This is a genomic window from Bacteroides fragilis (assembly GCF_019583405.1).
GTDB lineage: Bacteria > Bacteroidota > Bacteroidia > Bacteroidales > Bacteroidaceae > Bacteroides > Bacteroides fragilis_B.
Map to the genome: position 1 here is coordinate 104,114 of NZ_SZUU01000001.1, position 23,858 is coordinate 127,971.

The window sequence follows — 23,858 nt, forward strand, 5'->3', positions numbered from 1 at the left end:
TTTATAAATTGTAAATCGTAAAATCGTAAATTATATGACTGCTCAAAGTAATATAACCCCCGAAAGTATCGTTGCCGATCTGCGTTATCTGCAACTGCTTTCACGTAGTTTCCCTACCATTGCCGCCGCCAGTACAGAGATCATCAATCTTGAAGCCATCCTGAATCTTCCGAAAGGGACCGAACACTTTCTGACCGATATACATGGCGAGTATGAAGCTTTTCAGCATGTACTGAAAAATGCTTCGGGAGCGGTAAAGCGGAAAGTGAACGAAATATTCGGTCATACTCTCCGTGAGATCGAGAAGAAAGAGCTCTGTACGCTTATTTATTATCCGGAAGAGAAACTCCAATTGATTAAAGCAACCGAAACCGATATCGACGATTGGTACCTGATCACTCTCAATCAGCTGGTAAAGGTCTGCCAGAACGTATCATCCAAATATACCCGTTCGAAGGTTCGCAAATCATTGCCGGCCGAGTTCTCCTATATCATCCAGGAGTTACTTCACGAATCGACCATCGAGCCCAATAAACATGCTTATATCAATGTGATTATCAGTACCATTATTTCCACTCGCCGCGCTGACGACTTTATCATTGCCATGTGTAATCTGATACAGCGTCTTACGATCGATTCACTCCATATCGTGGGCGATATCTACGATCGTGGTCCGGGTGCCCATATCATAATGGATACTTTGTGTGATTATCACAATTTCGATATCCAATGGGGAAATCACGATATCCTATGGATGGGTGCAGCATCGGGTAATGAAGCCTGTATGGCCAACGTGATCCGTCTCTCGATGCGTTACGGCAATCTGGGGACATTGGAAGATGGGTATGGCATCAATCTTTTGCCCCTTGCCACTTTTGCGATGGATACTTATGCGGATGATCCCTGTACCATCTTTGCACCTAAGACCAACTTTGCCGACTCTACTTATAACGAGAAGACCTTGAGGCTGATAACCCAGATGCATAAAGCTATTACCATCATTCAGTTTAAGCTGGAGGCAAACATTATTAATCGTCGTCCGGAGTTTGGAATGGGTGGTCGCAAGTTGCTTGAGAAAATCGACTTTGAACGGGGAGTATTTGTCTATGAAGGCAAAGAATATCCGTTGCGCGATACCAACTTCCCTACGGTAGATCCTGCAGATCCTTATCGTCTGACTGATGAAGAGCAGGAATTGATAGAAAAGATACATTACTCGTTTATGAACAGCGAGAAACTCAAAAAACACATGCGTTGCCTCTTTACCTATGGAGGTATGTATCTGGTGTGCAATTCCAATTTGCTTTATCATGCCTCTGTGCCTCTCAACGAGGATGGAAGTTTCAAGCACGTGAATATCTGCGGTAAAGAGTATTGGGGGAAGAACTTGTTGGACAAGATAGACCAATTGATTCGTACGGCTTATTTTGATGAAGATGATGAAGAAGAGAAACGCTTTGCCATGGATTACATCTGGTATCTGTGGTGCGGACCGGATGCCCCTTCGTTCGACAAAGACAAGATGGCTACGTTCGAACGTTATTTCATTGCGGATAAGAGCCTGCATAAAGAGACGAAAGGATATTATTATGCTTTGCGTAACAAAGAAGAAATCTGTGACCGGATTCTTGAAGAATTCGGAGTGACAGGGCAGCATACTCATATCATCAACGGTCATGTGCCGGTAAAGACCATTAAAGGCGAGCAGCCGATGAAAGCCGGTGGAAAATTGCTGGTCATCGACGGTGGTTTTTCGAAAGCTTACCAGCCGGAGACCGGTATTGCCGGATATACGCTGGTATATCATTCACATGGCTTGCAGCTGGTGCAGCATGATCCTTTTCAGTCCACACAGAAAGCCATTGAAGAGGGACAGGACATTAAGTCGACTACCTTTGTCATCGAGTTCAATTCACAACGAATGATGGTGAAAGATACCGATAAGGGAAAAGAACTCGTAACGCAAATTCTGGATTTAAAGAAGTTGTTGGTAGCATACCGGATCGGTTTGATAAAGGAGAAGGTCTGATCAGGTTCACCACAGAATAACACAGCGTCTCACAGAGTTTATATTAAAATTATTCCTCTGTGAGACGCTGTGTCGTTTGGCTGTGAATCAATTAGAACAGAACCACTCCCGCTTCAGCGATCAGTCCCTTGTCATAGGTCTTGGCTTTGTTATAGTAACGGCTGCCACCGTATCCGCCTGTGACGAACAAACCGAATTTATCCGTAAACCGATACTCCAGGTTGAGGCGTGCCTGCAAGGCATAAAGACGTGCCGGAATGCCTTCCACCTTTTTATTCCGGAATGTTTCGATGTGCTGATAGCCTAAATCACCGCTTACAAACAAGTTTTTGTAGAGTGGAAGTTCAAGACCCGCCCGATAGAATAATGCTGCAGAGAATTTATCGTCAAAATCAAGATAGTGTGTACCTCCACCGAGGATAGTGTAGAAGAGTTTATTCTTGAAACGTGCACCTACATTGATTTTGGTTCTGTTTCCTCCGAATACCATTAACTGTACCTTGGTTTGAGGGTTGGCATTGACCAGTCCCAGCTGAAGCCCTTTCATATCTTCCTTGTGATAGTTGAACAGTCCGATCTGCAAACCTTTTGCCTTAGAGGCAAAATTGAACAGTCCCAATTGCACTCCGTTCATTTGTCCTCCGGTTACATTGGCAAGTCCGGAAAATTGCAGTCCGTTCATCTCTTCTCCTACCACGTTGAGCAATCCCGACATCATAAGTCCGTCATATTCCTCACCGGTTACGTTGGCAAGACCTGCCAATTGTACACCTGCGGCTTTATCGCCTGTGATATTCATGATACCACTCATCATCAGTCCGCGCATATTGTCTCCGGCAATGTTGCTTAACCCCGTAATCAGTACACCTTTTGCTTTATTTCCCGTAATATTTACGAGTCCCGAAACGGACAATCCTGCCAGGTTGTTACCATTTACGTTACTGATACCTCCAATCTGCACTCCATGCATGCTTCCTCCCGCAAGATTAGCCAATCCGGAGATCTGCACACCGTTCATATCGCTTTGCACCATACTTCCGAAGGCATTGAAGCCCACACCGTGCAACTTATGCATTGCCGAGAAAAGTCCCAGGTTGACATACGTAGTCTGTGTACTGTCAAGTGGCTGCGTACATGCTTTTTTCCATAAAGAAAGATTGATTCCCCCACTTTTGTTTCCGCCTTTATTCTGTGCAGGCAGACAGACTGCAGCCGAAAGAAGAGCTGCTACAAGAATTATTTTCTTCATAAGCTAAGTTTTTAGAACGCAAATTACGCAGATTTGCACGGATTATCCTATTAAAATCTATGCAAATCTGCGTAATCGATGTCTTTTTATGAAAAATAGAGACTGCTTTTATCCTTTTGCCTCTTGATATAAGAAGCGTTTGATACTCTTTTTCGGAGTCTTTTCAAACTCTTCCGGATAGATTTTCATTTTCGAGATCTGGCTGTAGGCAGGAAGCATTTCGTTCAAGGTAACCCGGTTTTCTTCCATCACCCGTTCCATGTCTTCATTTTTCAACCCATGCGCAAAGGCTTCGTCAAAATCCGGATAAACCAGTCCTACCAGTTTGTCATTTTGTTGTACGATAATACTTTCGGCGACGTACGGCAAATTGTTCAGCTTATCTTCTATTTCTTCCGGATAGATATTCTGTCCGCTGGCACTCAATAACATATTCTTGCTGCGTCCCTTAATTGTGATGTTGCCTTCAGCATCTTCTAAAGCAAGGTCACCGGTATGCAACCATCCGTCTTTATCGATCACCTGGGCGGTAGCCTCTTCATTCTTATAGTAGCCTAACATTACGTTCGGACCTTTGCAGACAATTTCGCCTACCACATTCTCCGGGTCGGGCGAAAGGACTTTCACTTCCATGTTGAGTGCAGCTTTTCCACATGAACCCGGTTTGAAGCGTTTCCAGTCTTCGTAACAAATAATAGGACCACACTCGGTCATACCATAGCCCACTGTATAAGGGAAGTCAATCATTCTTAGGAATTGTTCCACCTCCTGGTTGAAGGCGGCTCCACCTACAATGACAGCTTCAAAATTGCCGCCAAAGCCTTTTATCATCTCTTCGCGTACCGTTGCTTTAATCTTATCATTGATAATCGGCACTTTAAGCAGCAGCTTCATGGTAGGAGTCTCCAACTTCGGAAGTACGCTCTTCTTGATGATTTTTTCGATAATCAGCGGAACAGCCACAATCAGGTTGGGTTTTACCTCGGCAAACGCCTGGAAGATAATCTTTGGGCTTGGCATACGGGTGAGGAAGTAGATCTGACACCCTACCGCAAATTCATACAGGAACTCGAAGGCCAGTCCGTACATGTGTGCCATCGGCAGCATGGATACGATCTTATCACCTGCTTTCAGTGGAAGTACCTCGAAAGCGAAAGTCGTATTCGACCATAAGCTACGATAGGGGAGCATTACACCTTTTGAATAGCTGGTGGTTCCCGAGGTATAGTTGATAACAGCCAGTTCTTCAGGCTGATCCTTATGATATTCGATATGTTCCTTACGGAAATTTTTGGGGAATTTCTTCCCGAACATTTCGTTGAGGTGTTCACGTGCGTGAGTCAGTCGTTCGCTACGTGATACCAGTAACGTAAAATCGTTCATCATCAGGATACCCTCGAGCAACGGCATGGCAGACTCATTGAGGTTTTCCCAGACCACGTCTCCTACAAACAGGAGTTTGGCTTCCGAGTGATTGACGATGTTGTGTACGTTATCAGCTTTGAATTCGTGTAAGATGGGGACGATAACCGCTCCATAAGTGAGAGTCGCGAGGAAAGTAACTCCCCAGTGGGAACTATTTCTCCCGCAAACGGCTATTTTGTCTCCTTTGCGGATTCCGCTTTCTTCAAAGATGATGTGGAGCTTTTCTATTTTGCGGGCTACGTCTTTATACTGTAGGGTGGCACCTTTATAATCTGTCAGGGCGTCCAAATCCCAATTATTCTTAATACTATTTTCAATGTAAGCTATAAAACTTTGTTCCATTGTTTTTTGCACATTTAATGATAAATTGTGCAAATATAGCTATTTAATTGAGATTTGAAAACTTAGAGGCTATTTAAATTTTTCTTTTGCAGCTTTCATTGTATTCATCACGGGATAACACGGAGGACATAAAGTTCTATTTTCTTTCCTATTTTAAAACTCTGTGTCCTCTGTGCTCTCTGTGTGGTGAATAATTATCTTAGATACCACTCGTACATTCTCTGTACTCCCTCTTCAATATCGATCTTATGATGCCATCCGAGGTTGTGCAATTTCGACGGGTCGGTAAGTTTTCGCATGGTTCCGTCCGGTTTACTGCTGTCAAAAGTCAGTTTACCCTGATAGCCGACTGTGCTTACAATTAGTTCTGCCAGTTCGCGGATCGTTATTTCTTTTCCGGTACCTATATTGATGTGGCAGTTGCGGATATCTTTTGTTCCGGCTTTGTAGGTATCCTTGAAGTCTACATGTTCCATTACGAATACGCTGGCATCGGCCATTTCTTCACTCCAAAGGAACTCGCGTAGCGGTGTCCCGGTTCCCCAGAGTGTCACTTCTTTTTCAGTAATACCATATTTCCGGAGGATTTGCAGGATCTCTTCGTTAGAGTTGGCACCACTGATGCCTTCCACCGGACGCAGGTTCATGTCTTTACGCACAGCTTCCCAATCTCCTTTTTTCAGGCAATGTGCCAAGTGAATTTTACGGATCATGGCAGGCAGCACATGACTGCGTTCCAAGTCAAAGTTATCGTTCGGCCCATACAGGTTGGTCGGCATCACGGCGATGTAATTCGTTCCATATTGCAGGTTGAAGCTTTCGCACATTTTCAGTCCGGCTATTTTGGCTATGGCATAAGGTTCGTTGGTATATTCCAGCGGAGAAGTGAGCAACACGTCCTCTTTCATCGGCTGTTCGGCATCCCGTGGATAGATGCAGGTACTTCCCAGAAAAAGCAGCTTTTTCACTTGATGGCGGAAACTTTCTCCGATCACGTTCTGCTGTATCTGTAAGTTCTTGTAGATAAAATCTGCACGGTAAATACTATTGGCCATGATCCCTCCTACAAAAGCGGCAGCCAGAAATACGTACTCCGGCATTTCCTCATCAAAAAACTGCTTTACGGCCGCACCGTCCAATAAGTCCAGTTCCTTATGTGTGCGTCCCACCAGATTCGTATATCCCTTTTCCTGCAGGTTTTTCCATATAGCCGAACCCACCAGTCCGTGGTGTCCGGCTACATAAATTTTTGCGTTTTTATCCATTCTGTCAATCATGTTTAGTCGCAATCATTCTTTTCACTTTGGCCATATCATGGCGTACCATGATTTTTACCAGTTCCGGGAATGGTGTTTTGCATGGATTCCATCCCAATACGGTTCTGGCTTTGGTCGGGTTACCGAGCAATTGTTCCACTTCGGCAGGGCGGAAATATCTCGGGTCGACTTCTACCAGTACTTTACCGGTGGCTGCGTCAATTCCTTTTTCATTTACGCCTTCGCCTTCCCAACGCAGGTTGATGCCTATTTCGGCAAATGCCAGTGTACAGAATTCGCGGACGGTATGCATTTCGCCGGTAGCGATTACGAAATCTTCGGGTACGTCATGTTGCAGGATCAGCCACATACATTCTACGTAATCTTTGGCATAGCCCCAGTCACGCTTGGCATCCAGGTTACCCAAATATAATTTATCCTGTTCGCCTTGTGCGATGCGTGCTGCTGCCAGCGTGATCTTACGGGTTACGAAAGTCTCGCCACGGCGTTCACTCTCGTGATTGAATAAGATACCGTTTACGGCAAACATTCCGTAACTTTCACGATAGTTCTTAGTGATCCAGAAACCGTATTGCTTGGCTACTCCATACGGAGAACGCGGATAGAACGGAGTCGTTTCGCTTTGCGGCACTTCCTGTACTTTTCCGTAGAGTTCGGAAGTGGAAGCCTGGTAGATGCGTGTCTGTTTTTCCAGTCCCAGGATGCGGACAGCTTCAAGCATACGCAATGTACCGAGTGCATCCGCCTCGGCGGTATATTCCGGTACGTCGAACGATACTTTTACGTGGCTTTGTGCCGCCAGGTTGTATATCTCGTCGGGTTGTACTTGCTGGATGATGCGGATCAGTGAACTTGAGTCGGTCATATCTCCGTAGTGCAGGTTGACTGTACGTTTCTGTTTCATATCGCGCACCCATTCATCAAAGTACAAGTGTTCGATCCGGCCTGTATTGAAAGAAGATGAACGGCGCAGGATGCCGTGTACTTCGTAACCTTTCTGAAGAAGAAACTCGGCGAGGAATGAACCATCCTGTCCGGTAATACCTGAAATAAGAGCTTTTTTCATGTCTATTGTTTTGAGTTTATAATCTTTTTGACGATGCAATATTCGGTATTTTCATAAGAACGGGCAATCTATCTGCTGAATTATTTTCTTTTTTCAACGGAAAAAACTTATCTTTGCTGTAATTTATTAAAATAGAAATGAATATTATGCTTTTTAATATTGAAATATCTATTCTATTTTATATAATGGATTTTATTTTAAATAAATTCATATATGAATGATATATTTGATGAATTGGTATCATCCAACTACTGGAATGGAAAACTGCCGAAAGTGGAATTTGCCCGTAAAAGTTACACAAACCGTATATTCGGGTATGTAGGTAACCGCCTTGTAAAGGTCCTGACCGGACAGAGAGGGGTAGGTAAAGGATGCCTGTTGCGGCAGATCATCTATCAGTTGATTGCCGATGGTGTTTCATCACGGAACATTCTATATATAAGTAAGAAGTTCACAGATTCGGGCGTACTTTCCGGCTATCGTGATCTGGACGACTTGCTTTTTATCTATCGTGAGAAAATCCATCCGGTAGGTAAAGTCTATATTTTTATTGAAGAAATACAAAAAGTGGAGGGCTGGGAACATTTTGTCCATTCCCATTCACAGGACTTTGTAGATACTTGCGAGTTGTTTATCAGTGGTTCCAACCAGGATATGCTTTCGGGTGAAGCCGAGAAGCTTTTGGCCAGACATTACGTCAGTTTTGAGATATTTCCCTTTAGCTTTTCCGAGCACAGGATATTGGAGAGGGTAGAGGCTACCGGCAAAAATTACGCGGAATATATGGGTAAGGGGGCACTACCCATTCTTTTCAATCTTCCGGATGCGGAGGCCGGATGGAAAGCCATTTCCGCTCTTCGCGATACGATTCTGTTTCGTGATATCATCCGTCGATATCGGATTAAGGATGCCCGCCTGCTCGAAGATGTGTTCGTCTATTTGTGCACCCATCTCGCTGAGTTGATTACCATCGGTCAGCTGGTCAGTCACTTTGCTACCCAGAACCGGAAGACGAGTTATGATACGGTCGCCAATTATATCTGCTATCTGGAAGACACCTCTCTGATTCATCGCGTGGAACGTTATCAGATCCGCAGCAAAGAGATTCTTCTGGGTAGCTGCAAATACTATATTAACGATTGGGCATTCATGCGCCATCTGTATCCTTTTTTTGCCGGTTCCCGAAAATCCTGCTTTGAGAACCAGGTTTATCTGGAACTGCGGCGTGCCGGATATACCGTTTTTGTAGGTGTGCTTCGTGGGGGTAAACTGGTCGATTTTGTTGGCAGGAAGAAAGACCGCATTGTATATTTGCAATGTGCACCTCTGCTCAATGATGATTTTCAAGTAGAGCAAATGTACAACACGCTGGAGATGATACAAGACAATTATGAAAAGTGGGTCGTTTCTATGGACGATACCACATTGCCCTCCAAAGAAGGGATTCGTCACATACAAGTCTGGCAACTGCCTGAAATACTATAGTCTGACAATCTTTTTTGATAGCTTTGATGTCCGGATGATGCCGTTTACGAAGTTAACATCTTGTCGTTTACGAAGTTAATATCATAACATTATGAAGTTAAAATCGTATCTCTGGGAAGTTAACTTCCTGAAGTCACGATTTTAACTTCGTATTAGTGCTTTTGTGATCGCTTTTCAACCCCTTGAGAATCAGTGCTCGTTTCCGGAGGAAAACAGCTACATTCTTTAATTGATTGCAAGCAAACAGCATTTTCCAGAATATAAAAACGTACTGTTTGTCAGAAAAGTTCTTTTTTAGGTTCCGCTTCTTTTCTTTGCCCGGTTCAATGCTGCGATCATGTATTTTCCTTTTGCTCCGATGTTACTCCAGTTCGTGCTGCAAATCAGTTTCCATACAGGGGTTCCTTTTCTCCCGTAATCCGACAGTCTCAGGATTGCTTCGATCTCTTTTTCGTCTGTTATTCCGAATCGTTCCAGGTTTCCCATTAATCCCACGTAGTTGTGTGTCATCGTATTAAATGCGTATCCGGGCATACTGACCGGCGTAGCATTGACTTCCTCTTCCTTCCCCCTTGGGGGAGCTGAGGGGGGAAATTCTTTACTTTGCTTTACTTTACTTTGTTCGGTATTGCATGCATTTCTTGCATCAGAGCCTGCATCCTGCTCTACATTTTGCGTGCAGACGGTCTTTTCTTCATTACATGTCTCTTTCGGCTTTATCAGTAGATAAGGCATGGCTGTCCAGTTCCTCTTTCTTCGCTTGGTTGCCTCTATCCATACTTTTTGTATTGCTTCAGAGGTCAGTACTTTATGTTCCGCATAACTTCCCCTGTCCATCATTCCTTTCTCGATCATTATCTCGATAATTCCCTGCACCTCTTCTGCGTCTGCCTCTTTTCCCGTCTTGTTGGCGAAAATAAGGCATTGTTCCTCACCCCACGGAATATAATATCCTTCTTTATATATCTTGCATAGGAGTTTCAGTACAATCGCGAGTCCTTTCATGCCATATTTTGCTTCTATTACCTCCATTGCGTTCTCTTCCATAAAATTTACAGCTATTGGAAAGTAATTTATTCCATCGTATGTTGTTGCCATAATTGTTAAGTTGTTATGTTGCTGATTAATTGGTCACTGAAAGATTCTCCTATACGATCGCTCTCCATTCCATGAAATTCTCTATTTTGAAGGTCATCCACCTTTGTTGTTCCACATCCCGGTAGACCACTGTGTTTTTTATTTCCATCGGATCATACTGCTTTCCGAAATCTTTTTCGTATCCCACCAATGTTCCTTTCACCAGTTTGAATGTTCCGTCCTGTTTCATATAAGCTACGGCTGCATGTCCATATTGCATATATTCTATGAGGGCTTCCAGTCGTTCTGCCATCCATTCGGAGCACTGTTCTGTGTAGTCCTTTTCGAGCATGATTTGTCTTTTCCATTTTCCTTTCATCATTTCGTTTTTCGATACTGCTTTCCTGTTCTTTTTCATAATTGATTTTTTTAAGTTTATTAATGAGTTATTGTCGGGCTTTTATTTTTACCCATGGCAAAGTACGGTAATAAGTTTTGAATAGACTAATCCTGTAAAAGTACTTTAGAAAGGGACTTTTACAGGATTTTAACAATCGGTTATTTGCCTTCATCTCGCTTTTTCCGGAATGCTCTGGCATATTTTTTCAGCTCTGATAGAAAAGAACGTTTATTAGGCTCTGTAGCAATACCTTTGCGCTGATATTCAAAGGTGAGATATTCTTTTATTATTTCCTGTAGTTCTTCAATGGGTCTGTTTTCCATACTGTTGATTCCGCCTTTGATAAAGCTTTCGGTAAGTGCCTCCATTAGCTTTCCTTTGCCTTTTGTGATGTGTAGTGGTTCTCTAACCTTTTGATTGAGGCTGAATTGCAAGTCGGCTTTACCCGCAAAGATTACTTTTCCATTTACTTCGATGGTTACTAAGTTATCATTCAATGAGATAACTACTTTTTTTCTTCCATAATGTTAGTTATTAAATGAATTTATGAAAAGGCAAAGTTTGTATAAAAAAATATAAATATAAAAGAATACCGGAGTTTTTTTAGCTTAAAGGGAGAATCTTAAAGTGTAAGGATCTTGTTATTAGTTATTTATCTTAAGATATAGGTGTTGTTTCAAAAAACGTTCGTTTGATTGAACAAAGGTAAGGAGTCTGTTTTAATGTACAAAATATTTAGTGGATAAAATTTTATCAAAGATTTTATATTATTGATTTTCAAACATATATAGAGCAAAAAAAGTTCTCTGCTCAGCTACTTTACAATATTCATTTTTTCATCGAAAAAAAACTCAAAAATGCCGTTTCAAAAGACGAACGTTTTTTGAAACACATTCGTTCGTTCTCAACTTCTAAAAATGTTTCGTAAAATTTGACGGTTTGAAAGAGAAAAGATGTCTCGTTCAAACCGCGAAGCGCACCCGAAACAAAGGAAAATTTCCCCAAGTATAAATCGTAAATGTCTGAACAACAGAAGTATTGGTTTGCCGCCCGTACCCGAGATAAACAAGAGTTTGCTATTCGTGATTCTCTTGAAAAATTGAAGACTGAACTTGATCTCAATTACTATCTTCCCACTCAATTTGTCATCCGACAGTTGAAGTATCGTCGAAAACGGGTGGAAGTCCCTGTTATTAAGAATCTTATCTTCATACAAGCTACCAAGCAAGATGCTTGTGATATTTCTAATAAATACAATATCCAGCTTTTTTATATGAAAGACCTGCTTACCAGGGCTATGCTGATAGTTCCTGATAAACAGATGCAGGACTTCATATTTGTCATGGATTTAGATCCGAATGGCGTCAGTTTCGATAATGACCATTTATCTGTCGGTAGCAGGGTTCAGGTAGTTAAAGGTGATTTCTGTGGTGTCGAGGGCGAACTTGCCAGCGAGGCCAATAAAACTTATGTTGTTATTCGTATTGCCGGTGTATTGAGCGCCAGCGTCAAAGTTCCTAAAAGTTATTTACGTGTCATTTAAGTTATGAATACACTCACTTCTCAAATTGAACAATTACAGAGTCTCGCGCACGAGTTACTCTATTTAGGTGTGGATGGTGCTCCTATTTATACCGATCATTTCCGTCAGTTGAACAAAGAAGTTTTAGAACAATCCGATGCGTTGTATCCTCAGCGTGGTGCTACTCCCGAAGAGGAAGCAAACATCTGTCTGGCATTATTGATGGGTTACAATGCAACCATCTATAATCAGGGTGACAAGGAGGAGAAAAAGCAAGTTGTTCTCAATCGTTGTTGGGACGTGCTTGACCAACTTCCTGCTACTTTATTGAAATGCCAGTTGTTGACTTATTGTTATGGTGAGGTGTTTGAAGAGGAGTTGGCGAAAGAGGCGCATACTATCATAGAAAGTTGGAAAGATAAAGAACTTTCTGAAGATAAAAAAGAGGCAATCAATAATTTGAGAAATTTGGAAGAGAATCCATATCCTTATAGTGAAATGGAATAGAATAATTCTATTTTTTTTATTTATTTGACTTATGAAAGGCATTGTTTTAGCTGGGGGATCTGGTACACGTTTATATCCTATTACTAAAGGAGTAAGCAAACAACTTCTTCCAATTTTCGATAAACCCATGATTTATTATCCCATCTCTGTACTTATGTTAGCTGGGATACGAGAAATACTAATTATTTCTACTCCTCATGACTTACCGGGTTTTCAACGTTTACTGGGCGATGGTTCTGATTTTGGAGTACATTTTGAGTATGCAGAGCAGCCTTCTCCTGATGGTTTAGCACAAGCATTTATTATTGGAGAGAAGTTTATTGGCAGTGATTCTGTTTGTTTAGTTTTAGGAGATAATATTTTTTATGGGCAAGGTTTTACTCCTAAATTACAAGAGGCAGTTGATGCGGCTGAGCGAGCAGAAAAAGCCACTGTTTTTGGCTATTGGGTGAATGATCCCAAACGTTACGGAGTAGTGGATTTTGATAAAGAAGGCAAGGCGGTTAGTATTGAGGAGAAACCTACTGTCTCTAAATCTCATTATGCAGTCGTAGGATTATACTTTTATCCAAATAGCGTGGTAGATATAGCTAAGAATATAAGTCCTTCTTCTCGCGGAGAATTAGAAATCACAACAGTTAATCAAATGTATTTGAATAAGGGAGGCTTACAGGTTCAATTACTGGGTCGTGGTTTTGCCTGGTTGGATACAGGTACACATGATTCATTGTCGGAAGCAAGTACGTTTGTTGAGGTAATAGAGAAACGCCAGGGATTGAAAATAGCCTGTTTAGAAGGTATTGCTCTGAGGCAAGGTTGGATTTCTACAGAGAAAATGAAAATAATGGCACAACCTATGATAAAGAATCAGTACGGGCAGTATTTGCTTAAAGTAATAGAAGAACTTTCTAAAAATGAAAACTGAATCAGCTCAAATCATAAAGCTTCCTAAAATCTTGGATAAACGAGGTAATTTATCCATTATCGAAGAATTCAAGAATATTCCTTTCAAAATAGAACGAACTTACTGGATTTATGATGTTCCAGGAGGAGAGTCACGTGGGGGACATGCATATAGAGAAAATGAAGAATTTATTGTGGCTTTATCCGGGAGCTTTGATGTGGTTTTGGATGATGGTAACAATAAGAAAGTTTTTTCTTTAAATCGTTCCTATTATGGGCTTTATGTACCTAAAGGATTATGGCGTGAAATGAATAACTTTTCTACGAATTCATTGGCTTTGGTTCTTTCTTCTACTTCATATAATCCTCAAGATTATATATATGATTATAAAGAGTTTGTTAATTCGAAACAATGAAAAATTACACTGTTTATGACTGTTCTGTAATAGAACTCCCTAAAATAGAGAATCGCTCAGGAAATATAACTCCTGTTCATGGGAATTTAAATATCCCCTTTATTATAAAAAGAGTCTTTTATTCTTATGATATCCCCGGAGGTGAAGCACGTGGGGCTCATGCCCATAAGGAGTGTCATCAATTTCTGATAGCGGCAAGTGGATCATTTGAGGTCGTACTGGATGATGGAGTTAATAAACGTACGATATTGTTGAATCGCCCTTTTTACGGTTTACATATTCCTCCGGGTATTTGGGCTTCTGAACAGGGGTTTTCTTCCGGTTCAGTTTGTTTAGTATTAGCGTCTCACGGATACGAAGAGGGTGATTATTTAAGAGATTATCAAGATTTTATAGAATACAAAAATGATTAGAATACATCCATCTTCCGAAGTTTTATCTCAACAGATAGGGAATGATACCTATATTTGGCAGTATTGTATAATTTTACCCGGTGCAGAAATCGGTTCGAACTGTAATATTTGCGCCAATGTGCTAATTGAGAATGATGTTAAATTGGGCAATAATGTTACGGTAAAATCCGGTGTTCAGTTGTGGGACGGAGTAACCTTGGAAGATAATGTCTTCATCGGTCCTAATGTAACTTTCACTAATGATAAAGTACCTCGTTCTAAAATGTATCCAGATTTATTTTTAAAGACTTTAATTAAAAAAGGTGCATCAATAGGCGCTAACTCAACAATTGTAGCAGGACATACAATTGGTGAATATGCGTTTGTGGGTGCAGGTAGTGTCGTAACCAAAGACATTCCGGCCAATACTGTTTGGTATGGTAACCCGGCTGTTCATCATGGATATATTACTAATGAGGGGGTATTATTAGATTTAGAAAGAAAAGATAAAAATGGATTGAAACATATAATATAAAGTAATGATAAAATTTTTAGATTTACAAAAAATAACACAGAAATACTCGCAGGAAATTCATGAGGCTGTTAACCGGGTTGTTGACAGTGGCTGGTATCTTCAAGGCAAAGAAAATGAAGAATTCGAAACGAATTACTCCAAGTACATAGGGACGAAATATACAGTGGGATGTGCTAATGGCTTAGACGCTTTGATTTGGATTTTTCGGGCTTATATTGAATTGGGAATTATGCAGGTAGGTGATGAAGTGATTGTACCGGCTAATACCTATATTGCTTCTATTCTGGCCATTTCAGAAAATGGTTTAAAACCTGTACTAGTAGAACCTTCTATTGAGACTTATCAAATCAATGATAACTTGATAGAAGCTGCAATTACTTCTAAAACACGGGCAATATTGATTGTGCACTTATATGGTCAGTGTGCCTATACTGATAAGATTGGGGATATTTGTAAAAGGTATAATTTAAAGTTGATTGAGGATAATGCGCAAGCGCATGGCTGTTTGTATAATGGGAAAAAAACGGGTTCGTTAGGTGATGCTGCCGGTCATAGCTTTTATCCTGGTAAGAATCTTGGTGCATTTGGTGATGCCGGAGCTGTAACTACTAATGATCAAGAATTGGCAAAGGTAATACGTGCCATTGCTAACTATGGTTCAACGGAGAAATATGTATTTAAATATATAGGCCGTAATAGCCGTTTGGATGAAATACAGGCAGCCGTATTGAATGTAAAATTGAAATATTTAGATGAAGACTTAGCTATTCGAAAAGAAGTAGCGAAATATTATATTGATAATATCAGGAATCCTAAAATAGTTGTTCCAATAGTAAATGATTGGGATAGCCATGCTTTTCATATATTTCCCATCCGTTGCGAACAACGCGATGAATTGCAGAAATATTTAGCTGCCAATGGAGTACAGACTATCATCCATTATCCCATTCCTCCTCATAAACAAGAATGCTATAAAGAATGGAATCATTTAAGTCTTCCAATTACAGAACAAATTCATGCAGAGGAGTTGAGTTTGCCGATGAGTCAGGTAATTCGTTCTGAAGAACTTGAATATATTATTTCTGTTCTCAATCAGTTTTAATGATTTTCTTAAAGAATCATATTAAGAAACTTACGGGTTTCTCATTAGTTGGTATCGTTGTTACTTTAGTTTCATTATTGCTATTGTATATATGTAATGAACTTCTGTCTTTTAATTTGTATTTAGCTTATTTTATATCCTATTTTTTATCAATATTACTTTCATATTTCTTAAATGCTTGTTTGGTTTGGAAAGTTTGTCCTTCATTGGGTGCTATTGTTAAGTATTTCGTAATTTATTTATTGAGTATGTTGATAGGTCTCGGGGTTCTTTATGCTTTGGAATCATTTTTAGTTGAGTGGAATCATACGTTAATCAGTTTTTTAACGATTCCATTTACTATGCTATGGAACTATATTTTTGTGAATATAATATTATCAAAGTAAATCCATTTTTATGAATGATAAACTTCTTTCAATAATACTATTAAGTTATTACTCTAATAATCGAATATCAAAGGTTTATACAGATCTTAAGGCTGTATTGGGGAAGAATAATATTCCTTTTGAATTTATTATTATGGATGATGGTTCAAAAGATAACTCTTATGATCTTGCTTGTTCTTTAGAAAAACAATATGATAATGTACGAGCATTTCAGTTGAGCCGTAATTATGGTAGCATGTATTCCTGCTTTGCTGGTTTATCCTTGTGTAAAGGGGCTTGTGCTTTGCCATTGGTTGATGATGAGCAACAGCCATACGATACTGTAGTAGAGATGTATCGATTGTGGGAAGCGGGACAGAAGATAATTATACCTTATCGAGTAAATAGGGATGATGGTGCATTGTCTGTCTTTTTTTCAAATTCATACTATAAATTGATGAATTCTTTATCGGATATAACTTATCCTAAAGGAGGTGCGGATTTAGCGTTTATTGATCGGGAGATCATTGATATAGTAAATCATTCGGTCCACCCCAGAAATACAATGTTTATAGCGGAAATTTTGAGATTGGGCTTTTCACCTTGTTTTCTACCTTATCATAGGCCTATAGGACTAAATAAAGGAAAATCGCGATGGACATTTCGTAAAAAAGTTCGTTTAGCTTTGGATTCATTTTTTGCCGCTTCTACTTTTCCTATTCGTTTAATAAGTTATATTGGGCTTGGGTCCTTTCTGATTTCTTTATGTGCTTTTGCTCTATATTTTTATATAGCAGTTTGGGGTAATCGCATATTTTGGGGAGTAATTGTTCCGGGATGGATTTCCATTATTCTGTTTCTTTTATTATTGGGAGGTATTATCCTTTTGAGCTTGGGAATCGTTGCTGAATACTTATGGCGCATTTATGATGAGGTTAAAGATAGGCCGGGATATATAATAAAAAATAAATGATATATGAAAATGCAAAGTGGGAAAATCGTATTTTTTTTAGTTTTTCTAGTTTATGTTTTGTCAAATGGACTGATGGTGCTTAGTCCCGGAGTTTGGTGGGATGATTGGACTATTTATAATCCTGATATTGAGGTGCTTAGACATCAGTTTGTAAGTGGCGGTTTACCTCATATGGCCGTCTTGCATATATGGATTGCTGAACATGTATCTATCGAATATGTACCTCAATTGTATCATTTGCTTTCTTTTGTTAGCGGAGGGTTATGTTTATGGATGACATGGGCTATTCTAAAATGGTTTAAAATTGATAAGTCATGGATTGTTGGTCTTTTATTGTTAATAGCTAGTTCTCCGCTGTTCTCCGCTAGAATAACAATGGCTTGTATTCAGTATTACATATCTGTTCCGTTGTTTTTATTAGGAGTTGTTTTTTTCTTGTGTTATGTACGGAAATCACTAATTGCTTATCGTATATGTTCGTTTTTGTTTTTTCTATCTAGTTTGGCTGTATGGTTGGTAGCTATCGCTATGATTCCGGCTTTTCTAATAATGATGACAGTTTATTTAGACCCGGAATCAATTAGTGGTAAGAAAGTCTATTTGCTTCGAACCTTTAAACGACTGATCGGGTGGACAGAGTTTTTATTGTTGCCTATAATTGCATGGATAATGCGTCTTCTGTGGTTGGCTCCGACGGAGGTTTATGAGGATGCTTATGCATTAAGCCTAAAAAAAATAATTAGTTTGCCGCTAGTTATACTCCAAAGTTTTATTGATAGTACTTTCGGTTATTTAGGGCAATGTTTTAATGCGCCTTTAGATGGATTTAGCTATATCGTTTTATTCGTAGTAATTGTTGGAGGAATGAGTTGTGCTATTTATCGAATACTGCGGAGGAATTCTTTGGATAATGAATCGCAGAATGAAAAAGGATTGTTATGGGCGGGGCTATGGTTTTATGTTCCAGCAATTCTGGCTACATCATCTATGGGACCCGCAGTGTTTAATTCTTATTTATCACGTTATCAATCCTTGCTGTTGATTCCTGTTGCTCTACTGCTTTTTTGGATGGTTTTACAATTTAAAACAATTAAACAACGAAAGATTGTATTGGGATTATTGGTTAGTTTGGGTATTTTATGTAACATACATACGCAAATTCAATTCCAAAAAGGCTGGATAAAAAGTGCTGCAATTGTCCATATTATTAAAAGTGATCCACAGCTTGCTGTTCCGTACACAAATATCTTAGTTTCAGATCTGTTGATAGAATATAATCCTTACAATATTCGTTTTAGCTATTTTGTCTTTGCTGGTATTTCAAAATTAGCATTGAATGGGGATCAAAGCCATTTTTATATAGATGATAAACTAAAAAAAGATGTTTATTTGGAATCTCCGACTCGCGAAGTGGTGTTGCAAACTCCTTATAATTGCAAGGATAGTCGTTCAATAGGAGATGTTTTTGATTATCAATTAATTCTCGATCAGGGTGAGATGAAACTTCATGCCAGAAATACGTTGAAGTTATTGTGGCAGTACTATATGAATCGTCCGGCTTTTGAACGGTCGTTGAATTCATTGATTGATTATCAGGTGAATACACTTAAATAATTACTGAGATATAGTTCCTATGCTTAATGTAGATAATTTTATCGGCGATCATATCACTTTTCGTCGTTCCAGCATGTTTGCTCCCGATATTGCAGCAAACAGTGATCGTCTTCGTCAGGAGGTTGAAGGTAAGAGTTTATTGGTGATTGGTGGTGCGGGTTCCATCGGTTCTTCCTATATAAAAGCCATTCTTCCTTTTAAGCCTTCCAAACTTGTTGTGATCGATTTAAACGAGAATGGATTGGCCGAACTCACCCGCGATTTGCGTTCCACTTACGGTCTGTATATTCCGGACGAGTATCGTACTTATACATTGAACTTTGCAGATCCCATCTTCGAGCGGATGTTCCGTAAGGAGCAGGGTTTTGATATTGTAGCCAATTTTTCGGCACACAAGCATGTACGGAGTGAGAAAGATGAATATTCGGTACAGGCTCTGATTGAAAATAATGTAATAAAAGCCAAGAAACTGCTTGATCTATTATCGGAATTTCCTCCCCGTCATTTCTTTTGTGTTTCTACGGATAAAGCAGCCAATCCTGTGAATATAATGGGTGCCAGCAAGCGTATCATGGAAGATATGATAATGGCATATTCATCTAAATTTAAGGTCACTACTGCCCGTTTTGCCAACGTCGCCTTTTCCAATGGCTCCCTATTGGCCGGTTTTATTGACCGTATCATGAAGAAACAGCCTCTGGCTGCCCCCAATGACGTGAAACGCTATTTCGTTTCGCCTGAGGAAAGCGGCCAGATCTGTATGCTTGCCTGTGTTCTTGGAAATAACGGAGAGATTTTCTTTCCAAAGCTGGGTGAGGAAAAGATGATCACTTTTTCTTCTATCTGTGACCGTTTCCTCCGTACTCTGGGCTATGAAAAGAAAGAGTGTGCTACAGATGAAGAAGCCAGAAGATATGCTGCCGAAATGGCGGATGACAGTAAGATATACCCTGTTGTTTATTTTAAAAGTGATACTACGGGTGAAAAGGACTACGAAGAATTCTATGTGCCCGGTGAAAAGTTAAATTTAGAACGTTTTTCTTCTTTGGGTGTGATTGAGGATGTCAGTAAACGTCCTTTGTCTGAATTGGATTCCTTCTTTGATGAGCTGGAGTCCCTCTTTGCCCTTCCGGATTGCCATAAGTCTGATATCGTGACTGCACTTAAAAGATTCCTTCCCAATTTTGAACACGTGGAGAAAGGAAAGAATCTGGATCAGAAAATGTAATGTTTACAAGTATGTATAATAATATAACTACTTTCATCCATAACTTGTTTGGTACGGATGAATTTGTTCCGTTGCACGCTCCTTTATTTATCGGTAACGAAAAAAAATACCTTGCAGAATGCATTGATACTACTTTTGTCTCGAGTGTGGGCAAATTTGTTGATCGCTTTGAGGAGCAGGTTGCTTGCTATACGGGTTCAAAAAGAGCTGTTGTCTGTGTAAGTGGTACTAATGCATTACACATGGGTATGCTTCTTGTCGGTGTTGAGCGTGATGATGAAGTTTTAACTCAGGCTCTTACTTTTATCGCTACCTGTAACGCCATCAGTTATATTGGCGCACATCCTGTATTTCTTGATGTGGATAGAGATACTTTGGGTCTTTCTCCTCTTGCTGTAAAAAGGTGGTTGTCTACGCATGCGGAAGTAAGGAATGGGCAGTGTTATAATAAGAAGACGGGACGCCGTATCAAGGCTTGTGTTCCTATGCATACGTTCGGGCATCCTATGAAGATTGACGAATTGTCGGCAGTGTGCAACGAATATCATATAGAACTTGTCGAGGATGCGGCCGAAAGTATCGGCAGTTTCTATAAAGGCCGTCATACGGGTACTTTCGGAAGAGTGGGAGCCATCAGTTTTAATGGTAATAAAACGATCACCACCGGTGGTGGGGGTATGTTGCTTTTCCAGGACGAAGAGCTGGGCAAGTTTGCCAAACATTTGACGACCCAGGCCAAAGTTCCGCACCGTTGGGCATTTGTTCATGACCATATCGGTTACAATTACCGTATGCCTAATATCAATGCCGCATTGGGTTGTGCCCAAATGGAGAATCTTGACAGGTATGTTGTCAATAAACGTGAGACAGCGGAACGGTACCGTGAGTTTTTCTCTCGTATTCCTGATGTTGAGTTTGTTGTTGAGCCTGCGAACAGCCGTTCTAACTATTGGTTGAACGCTGTACTTCTGAAAGACCGCCGGGCCCAACAGTCTTTCCTTGAATATACGAATGACCATGGTGTAATGACCCGCCCCGTTTGGGAATTGATGAACAGACTTGAGATGTTTCGGGGATGCGAGACGGATGGTTTGGAGAATACTGTGTGGTTGGAAGAAAGAGTTGTGAATATACCAAGTAGTGTTCGTTTGGGAGTATGAAGCCTTTAATTTTAGTCGGTGGCGGCGGACATTGCAAGTCGGTGATTGATGTCGCTGAGAGTATGGGGCATTCCATCCTGGGTATATTGGATCTTCCGGAAAATGTCGGCCATTCCATCTTAGGCTATCCTGTTCTCGGTACTGATGATGATATCCCCTTATTTGTGGATCAGGCTGATTTTATTGTTACTGTCGGATTTATAAAGGAATCTTCTCTACGATTGAAGATTCATGATAAAATACGAACTTCCGGCGGACATTTTGGTACCCTGATTGCTTCCACCGCTTATGTTTCCAGACATGCTCAGATCGGTGCGGGTACTGTGGTCATGCATCATGCCTTTGTGAATGCCGGTGCACGGATTGGCAGTGGTTGTATCATCAATACTTTTGTAAATGTGGAGCATGATGCCCTGATCGGTGACAATTGTCATATATCAACCGGTACTATGGTTAATGGAGATTGCAAGGTGGGCGAATGTTCTTTTTTGGGCAGCCAGTCGGTAATGGTGAATGGTACATCCATCATTTCCGGTTGTATCATCGGTGCGGGTTCGGTAGTACGTAAGGATATTCTGGAAAAGGGAATTTATTCGGGTAATCCCGCAACTTTGAAAATAAAGATTTAATGCATACTTTGATTATAGCCGAAGCCGGGGTAAACCATAACGGTTCTATTGCCCTTGCTAAAAAGTTAATAGATGTTGCTTCGGAGGCCGGTGTGGACTATGTAAAATTTCAAACCTTTAAGACAGAGAATTTAGTTTCTCTTTCCGCTCCCAAAGCGGAATATCAGCAAAGGAACATGCCGGATACTGATTGTTCACAGTATTCTATGCTTAAGAAATTAGAATTGTCTGTGGACCAGCATTTTGAATTAATAGAATATTGTAAATTGAAAGGCGTACGCTTTTTATCTACAGCTTTTGATATGGATAGCCTCCGTTTCCTATCCGGTCTTCACCTTGGATTATGGAAAATACCTTCAGGTGAAATAACCAATTATCCATATATCAAATTTATAGCGGAACAGAAAGAGCCCGTTATCCTTTCTACCGGAATGAGTACAGTGGAGGAAATCCAATCTGCCATCTCGTTATTGAACCGGTTTGGTGTAAAAACAGATCAAATAACTATTCTTCATTGTAATACGGAGTATCCTACTCCCATGTGTGATGTAAATTTGAAGGCTATGTGCAAGCTCCATGAAGAGTTTGGAGTACGTACAGGATATTCGGATCATACGCTCGGTATAGAGATCCCGTTGGCCGCTGTCGCTCTTGGTGCTACAGTGATAGAAAAACATTTTACCCTTGATCGCTGCATGGAAGGTCCCGACCATAAGGCCTCTTTGGAGCCTTCCGAATTAAAACAAATGGTTTCGGCTATTCGTAATGTGGAAGAGGCCTTGGGCCGGGAAGAGAAAGTTGTATCTTTATCAGAATCCGGGAATCGTATTGTCGCCCGCAAGAGTATTGTTGCCGCGAGGGATATTCGAAAGGGGGAACCGTTGACTGAAGAGAACCTGACTGTCAAACGTCCCGGTACCGGTATTTCACCCATGCAATGGGAGTCCGTCATTGGTACTGAGGCATGCCGTTCATTTAAAAAGGATGATTTGATAGTACTCCAATGAGGAAGATATGTGTTATAACGGGCGGCCGTGCGGAATATGGCCTACTCAGTAGTCTGATGGCCAAGATTCAATTTGACAGGGATTTGCAGCTGCAAATCATAGCTACTAATATGCACCTTTCTCCGGAGTTTGGCCTGACTTATAAAGAGATTGAAACAGATGGTTTCCGCATTGATAAGAAAGTGGAGATGCTTCTCTCTTCTGATACTGCCAATGGGACCGCCAAATCAGTCGGATTGGCTACCATAGGTTTTGCCGATGCGTTTGAAGACCTGTCTCCTGATCTGATATTGGTCTTGGGAGACCGTTTTGAGATACTGGCTGCTGTGAGTGCCGCCCTTTTCTATAAGATCCCTGTTGCGCATATACATGGAGGAGAGATAACGGAAGGCGCTTATGACGATAATATACGGCATGCCATTACGAAGATGAGCCATCTTCATTTTACATCGGCAGAGCCTTATCGCAGACGGGTCATTCAATTGGGCGAGAGTCCTGATAGGGTTTTTAATGTCGGCGCTCTTGGAGTGGAGAATATCAAACATGTGCCTTTACTGTCCAAAGAGGAGCTGGAAAAGAGCCTTAATTTTCAGTTGGGAGATAAGTCTTTGCTGGTCACATTCCATCCTGTCACCTTGGAAAACTCTACGGCCGAACAGCAATGCATGAATCTTTTGGAGTCTTTGGAGTCCTTTCCTGATTATCGGATAATTTTTACTTTTCCCAATTCGGATACGGATGGTCGTATAATAATTGATTTAATCAAGCGATTTGTGGAAAGACACCGTAGTGAGTCAGTCGCTTTCGTTTCGTTGGGTAAGGTCCGTTATCTTTCCACTTTACAATATGTATCGGCCGTTGTCGGTAATTCTTCCAGCGGTATCATTGAAGTTCCCAGCTTCGGTATTCCGACATTGAATATCGGCGATAGACAAAAAGGACGGATAAGCTCCCGCAGTGTTGTCCATTGTGGAACTTCGAAAGAAGATATCTGTCTGGGTATACAAACGGTATTGTCGGATCCGGTTGCCAGAATCGCCAAACAGAAACGGAATCCTTATGATAAGGAGGGCACGGCGGATGCCATATGCACTATTTTGAAGACCGTCTCTTTGGATGGCCTGACATCAAAATCCTTTTATGACCTTTAATTAC

The 23,858-nt window shown here is 40.7% G+C and carries 24 protein-coding genes; 17 read left to right on the forward strand and 7 right to left on the reverse strand.

Annotation, left to right across the window (positions count from 1 at the left end; translation table 11 throughout):
* Positions 1-34 precede the first annotated feature (34 nt).
* Positions 35-2,029, forward strand: coding sequence for a fructose-1,6-bisphosphatase (locus FDF36_RS00375; protein WP_005794862.1), 1,995 nt, complete (start codon positions 35-37; stop codon positions 2,027-2,029).
* 91 nt (positions 2,030-2,120) lie between these two features.
* On the opposite strand, the gene FDF36_RS00380 is transcribed toward FDF36_RS00375, so the two are convergent.
* From FDF36_RS00380 to gmd, 4 genes are all read right to left on the reverse strand, one after another.
* Positions 2,121-3,278: an LA_2272 family surface repeat-containing protein gene (locus FDF36_RS00380; RefSeq protein ID WP_220389910.1), complete on the reverse strand. Its 1,158-nt coding sequence runs from the start codon at positions 3,276-3,278 to the stop codon at positions 2,121-2,123.
* 108 nt (positions 3,279-3,386) lie between these two features.
* Positions 3,387-5,045, reverse strand: a complete 1,659-nt coding sequence (locus tag FDF36_RS00385) for an AMP-binding protein (protein WP_220389911.1) — start codon at positions 5,043-5,045, stop codon at positions 3,387-3,389.
* Positions 5,046-5,239: 194 nt separating this feature from the next.
* A complete protein-coding gene (locus FDF36_RS00390; protein ID WP_220389912.1) occupies positions 5,240-6,310 on the reverse strand; it encodes a GDP-L-fucose synthase family protein in 1,071 nt (356 codons plus the stop codon).
* 4 nt (positions 6,311-6,314) lie between these two features.
* A complete protein-coding gene (gene gmd / locus FDF36_RS00395; RefSeq protein WP_005776600.1) occupies positions 6,315-7,388 on the reverse strand; it encodes a GDP-mannose 4,6-dehydratase in 1,074 nt (357 codons plus the stop codon).
* A gap of 213 nt (positions 7,389-7,601) precedes the next feature.
* On the opposite strand from gmd, the gene FDF36_RS00400 reads away from it, so the two are divergent.
* Complete coding sequence (locus FDF36_RS00400; RefSeq protein ID WP_220389913.1) at positions 7,602-8,873, forward strand: ATP-binding protein; 1,272 nt, start codon at positions 7,602-7,604, stop codon at positions 8,871-8,873.
* A 294-nt stretch (positions 8,874-9,167) separates the two neighbouring features.
* Here FDF36_RS00400 and FDF36_RS00405 read toward each other — a convergent pair whose 3' ends face one another.
* The 3 genes from FDF36_RS00405 to FDF36_RS00415 all read right to left on the reverse strand — a co-directional run bounded on the left by FDF36_RS00405 (position 9,168) and on the right by FDF36_RS00415 (position 10,847).
* Positions 9,168-9,971, reverse strand: a complete 804-nt coding sequence (locus FDF36_RS00405; RefSeq protein WP_220389914.1) for a DUF4373 domain-containing protein — start codon at positions 9,969-9,971, stop codon at positions 9,168-9,170.
* Positions 9,972-10,020: 49 nt separating this feature from the next.
* On the reverse strand, positions 10,021-10,368 hold the full coding sequence (locus FDF36_RS00410; protein WP_005786809.1) for an SH3 beta-barrel fold-containing protein: 348 nt from the start codon (positions 10,366-10,368) through the stop codon (positions 10,021-10,023).
* Positions 10,369-10,508: 140 nt separating this feature from the next.
* A complete protein-coding gene (locus FDF36_RS00415) occupies positions 10,509-10,847 on the reverse strand; it encodes a hypothetical protein (protein WP_005819644.1) in 339 nt (112 codons plus the stop codon).
* 521 nt (positions 10,848-11,368) lie between these two features.
* Between FDF36_RS00415 and upbY the strand changes: the two genes are divergently transcribed.
* The 15 genes from upbY to neuC are packed head-to-tail and all read left to right on the forward strand — an operon-like array spanning position 11,369 to position 23,854.
* Positions 11,369-11,893: a capsular polysaccharide transcription antiterminator UpbY gene (upbY, locus tag FDF36_RS00420; RefSeq protein WP_005786813.1), complete on the forward strand. Its 525-nt coding sequence runs from the start codon at positions 11,369-11,371 to the stop codon at positions 11,891-11,893.
* 3 nt (positions 11,894-11,896) lie between these two features.
* On the forward strand, positions 11,897-12,379 hold the full coding sequence (locus FDF36_RS00425) for a UpxZ family transcription anti-terminator antagonist (protein ID WP_005786815.1): 483 nt from the start codon (positions 11,897-11,899) through the stop codon (positions 12,377-12,379).
* Between the two features lie 31 nt (positions 12,380-12,410).
* Positions 12,411-13,304 carry a glucose-1-phosphate thymidylyltransferase RfbA gene (gene rfbA, locus FDF36_RS00430; RefSeq protein WP_032570318.1) on the forward strand — a complete coding sequence of 298 codons (894 nt, stop codon included), beginning with the start codon at positions 12,411-12,413 and terminating at the stop codon, positions 13,302-13,304.
* The gene (locus FDF36_RS00435; RefSeq protein ID WP_220389915.1) at positions 13,294-13,698 is read left to right on the forward strand and encodes a sugar 3,4-ketoisomerase; all 405 of its coding nucleotides are present in this window, start codon (positions 13,294-13,296) and stop codon (positions 13,696-13,698) included. Before rfbA ends, FDF36_RS00435 begins: the two co-directional genes overlap by 11 nt.
* Positions 13,695-14,111, forward strand: coding sequence for a sugar 3,4-ketoisomerase (locus FDF36_RS00440; RefSeq protein ID WP_220389916.1), 417 nt, complete (start codon positions 13,695-13,697; stop codon positions 14,109-14,111). Before FDF36_RS00435 ends, FDF36_RS00440 begins: the two co-directional genes overlap by 4 nt.
* On the forward strand, positions 14,104-14,625 hold the full coding sequence (locus tag FDF36_RS00445; protein WP_032539857.1) for an acyltransferase: 522 nt from the start codon (positions 14,104-14,106) through the stop codon (positions 14,623-14,625). The genes FDF36_RS00440 and FDF36_RS00445 overlap by 8 nt, the downstream gene beginning before the upstream one ends.
* Positions 14,626-14,629: 4 nt before the next feature.
* Positions 14,630-15,727, forward strand: coding sequence for a DegT/DnrJ/EryC1/StrS family aminotransferase (locus tag FDF36_RS00450; protein ID WP_220389917.1), 1,098 nt, complete (start codon positions 14,630-14,632; stop codon positions 15,725-15,727).
* The gene (locus tag FDF36_RS21495; protein WP_220389918.1) at positions 15,727-16,113 is read left to right on the forward strand and encodes a GtrA family protein; all 387 of its coding nucleotides are present in this window, start codon (positions 15,727-15,729) and stop codon (positions 16,111-16,113) included. The genes FDF36_RS00450 and FDF36_RS21495 overlap by 1 nt, the downstream gene beginning before the upstream one ends.
* 10 nt (positions 16,114-16,123) lie before the next feature.
* On the forward strand, positions 16,124-17,065 hold the full coding sequence (locus FDF36_RS00460; protein WP_220389919.1) for a glycosyltransferase: 942 nt from the start codon (positions 16,124-16,126) through the stop codon (positions 17,063-17,065).
* Positions 17,066-17,068: 3 nt separating this feature from the next.
* Positions 17,069-18,679 (forward strand): hypothetical protein, encoded by a 1,611-nt coding sequence (locus FDF36_RS00465; RefSeq protein ID WP_220389920.1) that lies wholly within the window; start codon positions 17,069-17,071, stop codon positions 18,677-18,679.
* Positions 18,680-18,698: 19 nt separating this feature from the next.
* Positions 18,699-19,907, forward strand: coding sequence for a UDP-N-acetylglucosamine 4,6-dehydratase (locus FDF36_RS00470; RefSeq protein WP_220389921.1), 1,209 nt, complete (start codon positions 18,699-18,701; stop codon positions 19,905-19,907).
* Positions 19,908-19,918: 11 nt separating this feature from the next.
* On the forward strand, positions 19,919-21,067 hold the full coding sequence (locus FDF36_RS00475) for a LegC family aminotransferase (RefSeq protein ID WP_220389922.1): 1,149 nt from the start codon (positions 19,919-19,921) through the stop codon (positions 21,065-21,067).
* Positions 21,064-21,696: an acetyltransferase gene (locus FDF36_RS00480; RefSeq protein ID WP_220389923.1), complete on the forward strand. Its 633-nt coding sequence runs from the start codon at positions 21,064-21,066 to the stop codon at positions 21,694-21,696. The genes FDF36_RS00475 and FDF36_RS00480 overlap by 4 nt, the downstream gene beginning before the upstream one ends.
* On the forward strand, positions 21,696-22,703 hold the full coding sequence (neuB, locus tag FDF36_RS00485) for an N-acetylneuraminate synthase (RefSeq protein WP_220389924.1): 1,008 nt from the start codon (positions 21,696-21,698) through the stop codon (positions 22,701-22,703). Before FDF36_RS00480 ends, neuB begins: the two co-directional genes overlap by 1 nt.
* Entirely contained in the window at positions 22,700-23,854 is a 1,155-nt protein-coding gene (gene neuC / locus FDF36_RS00490; RefSeq protein ID WP_220389925.1) for a UDP-N-acetylglucosamine 2-epimerase, read from the forward strand. Before neuB ends, neuC begins: the two co-directional genes overlap by 4 nt.
* The last annotated feature ends 4 nt before the right edge of the window (positions 23,855-23,858 follow it).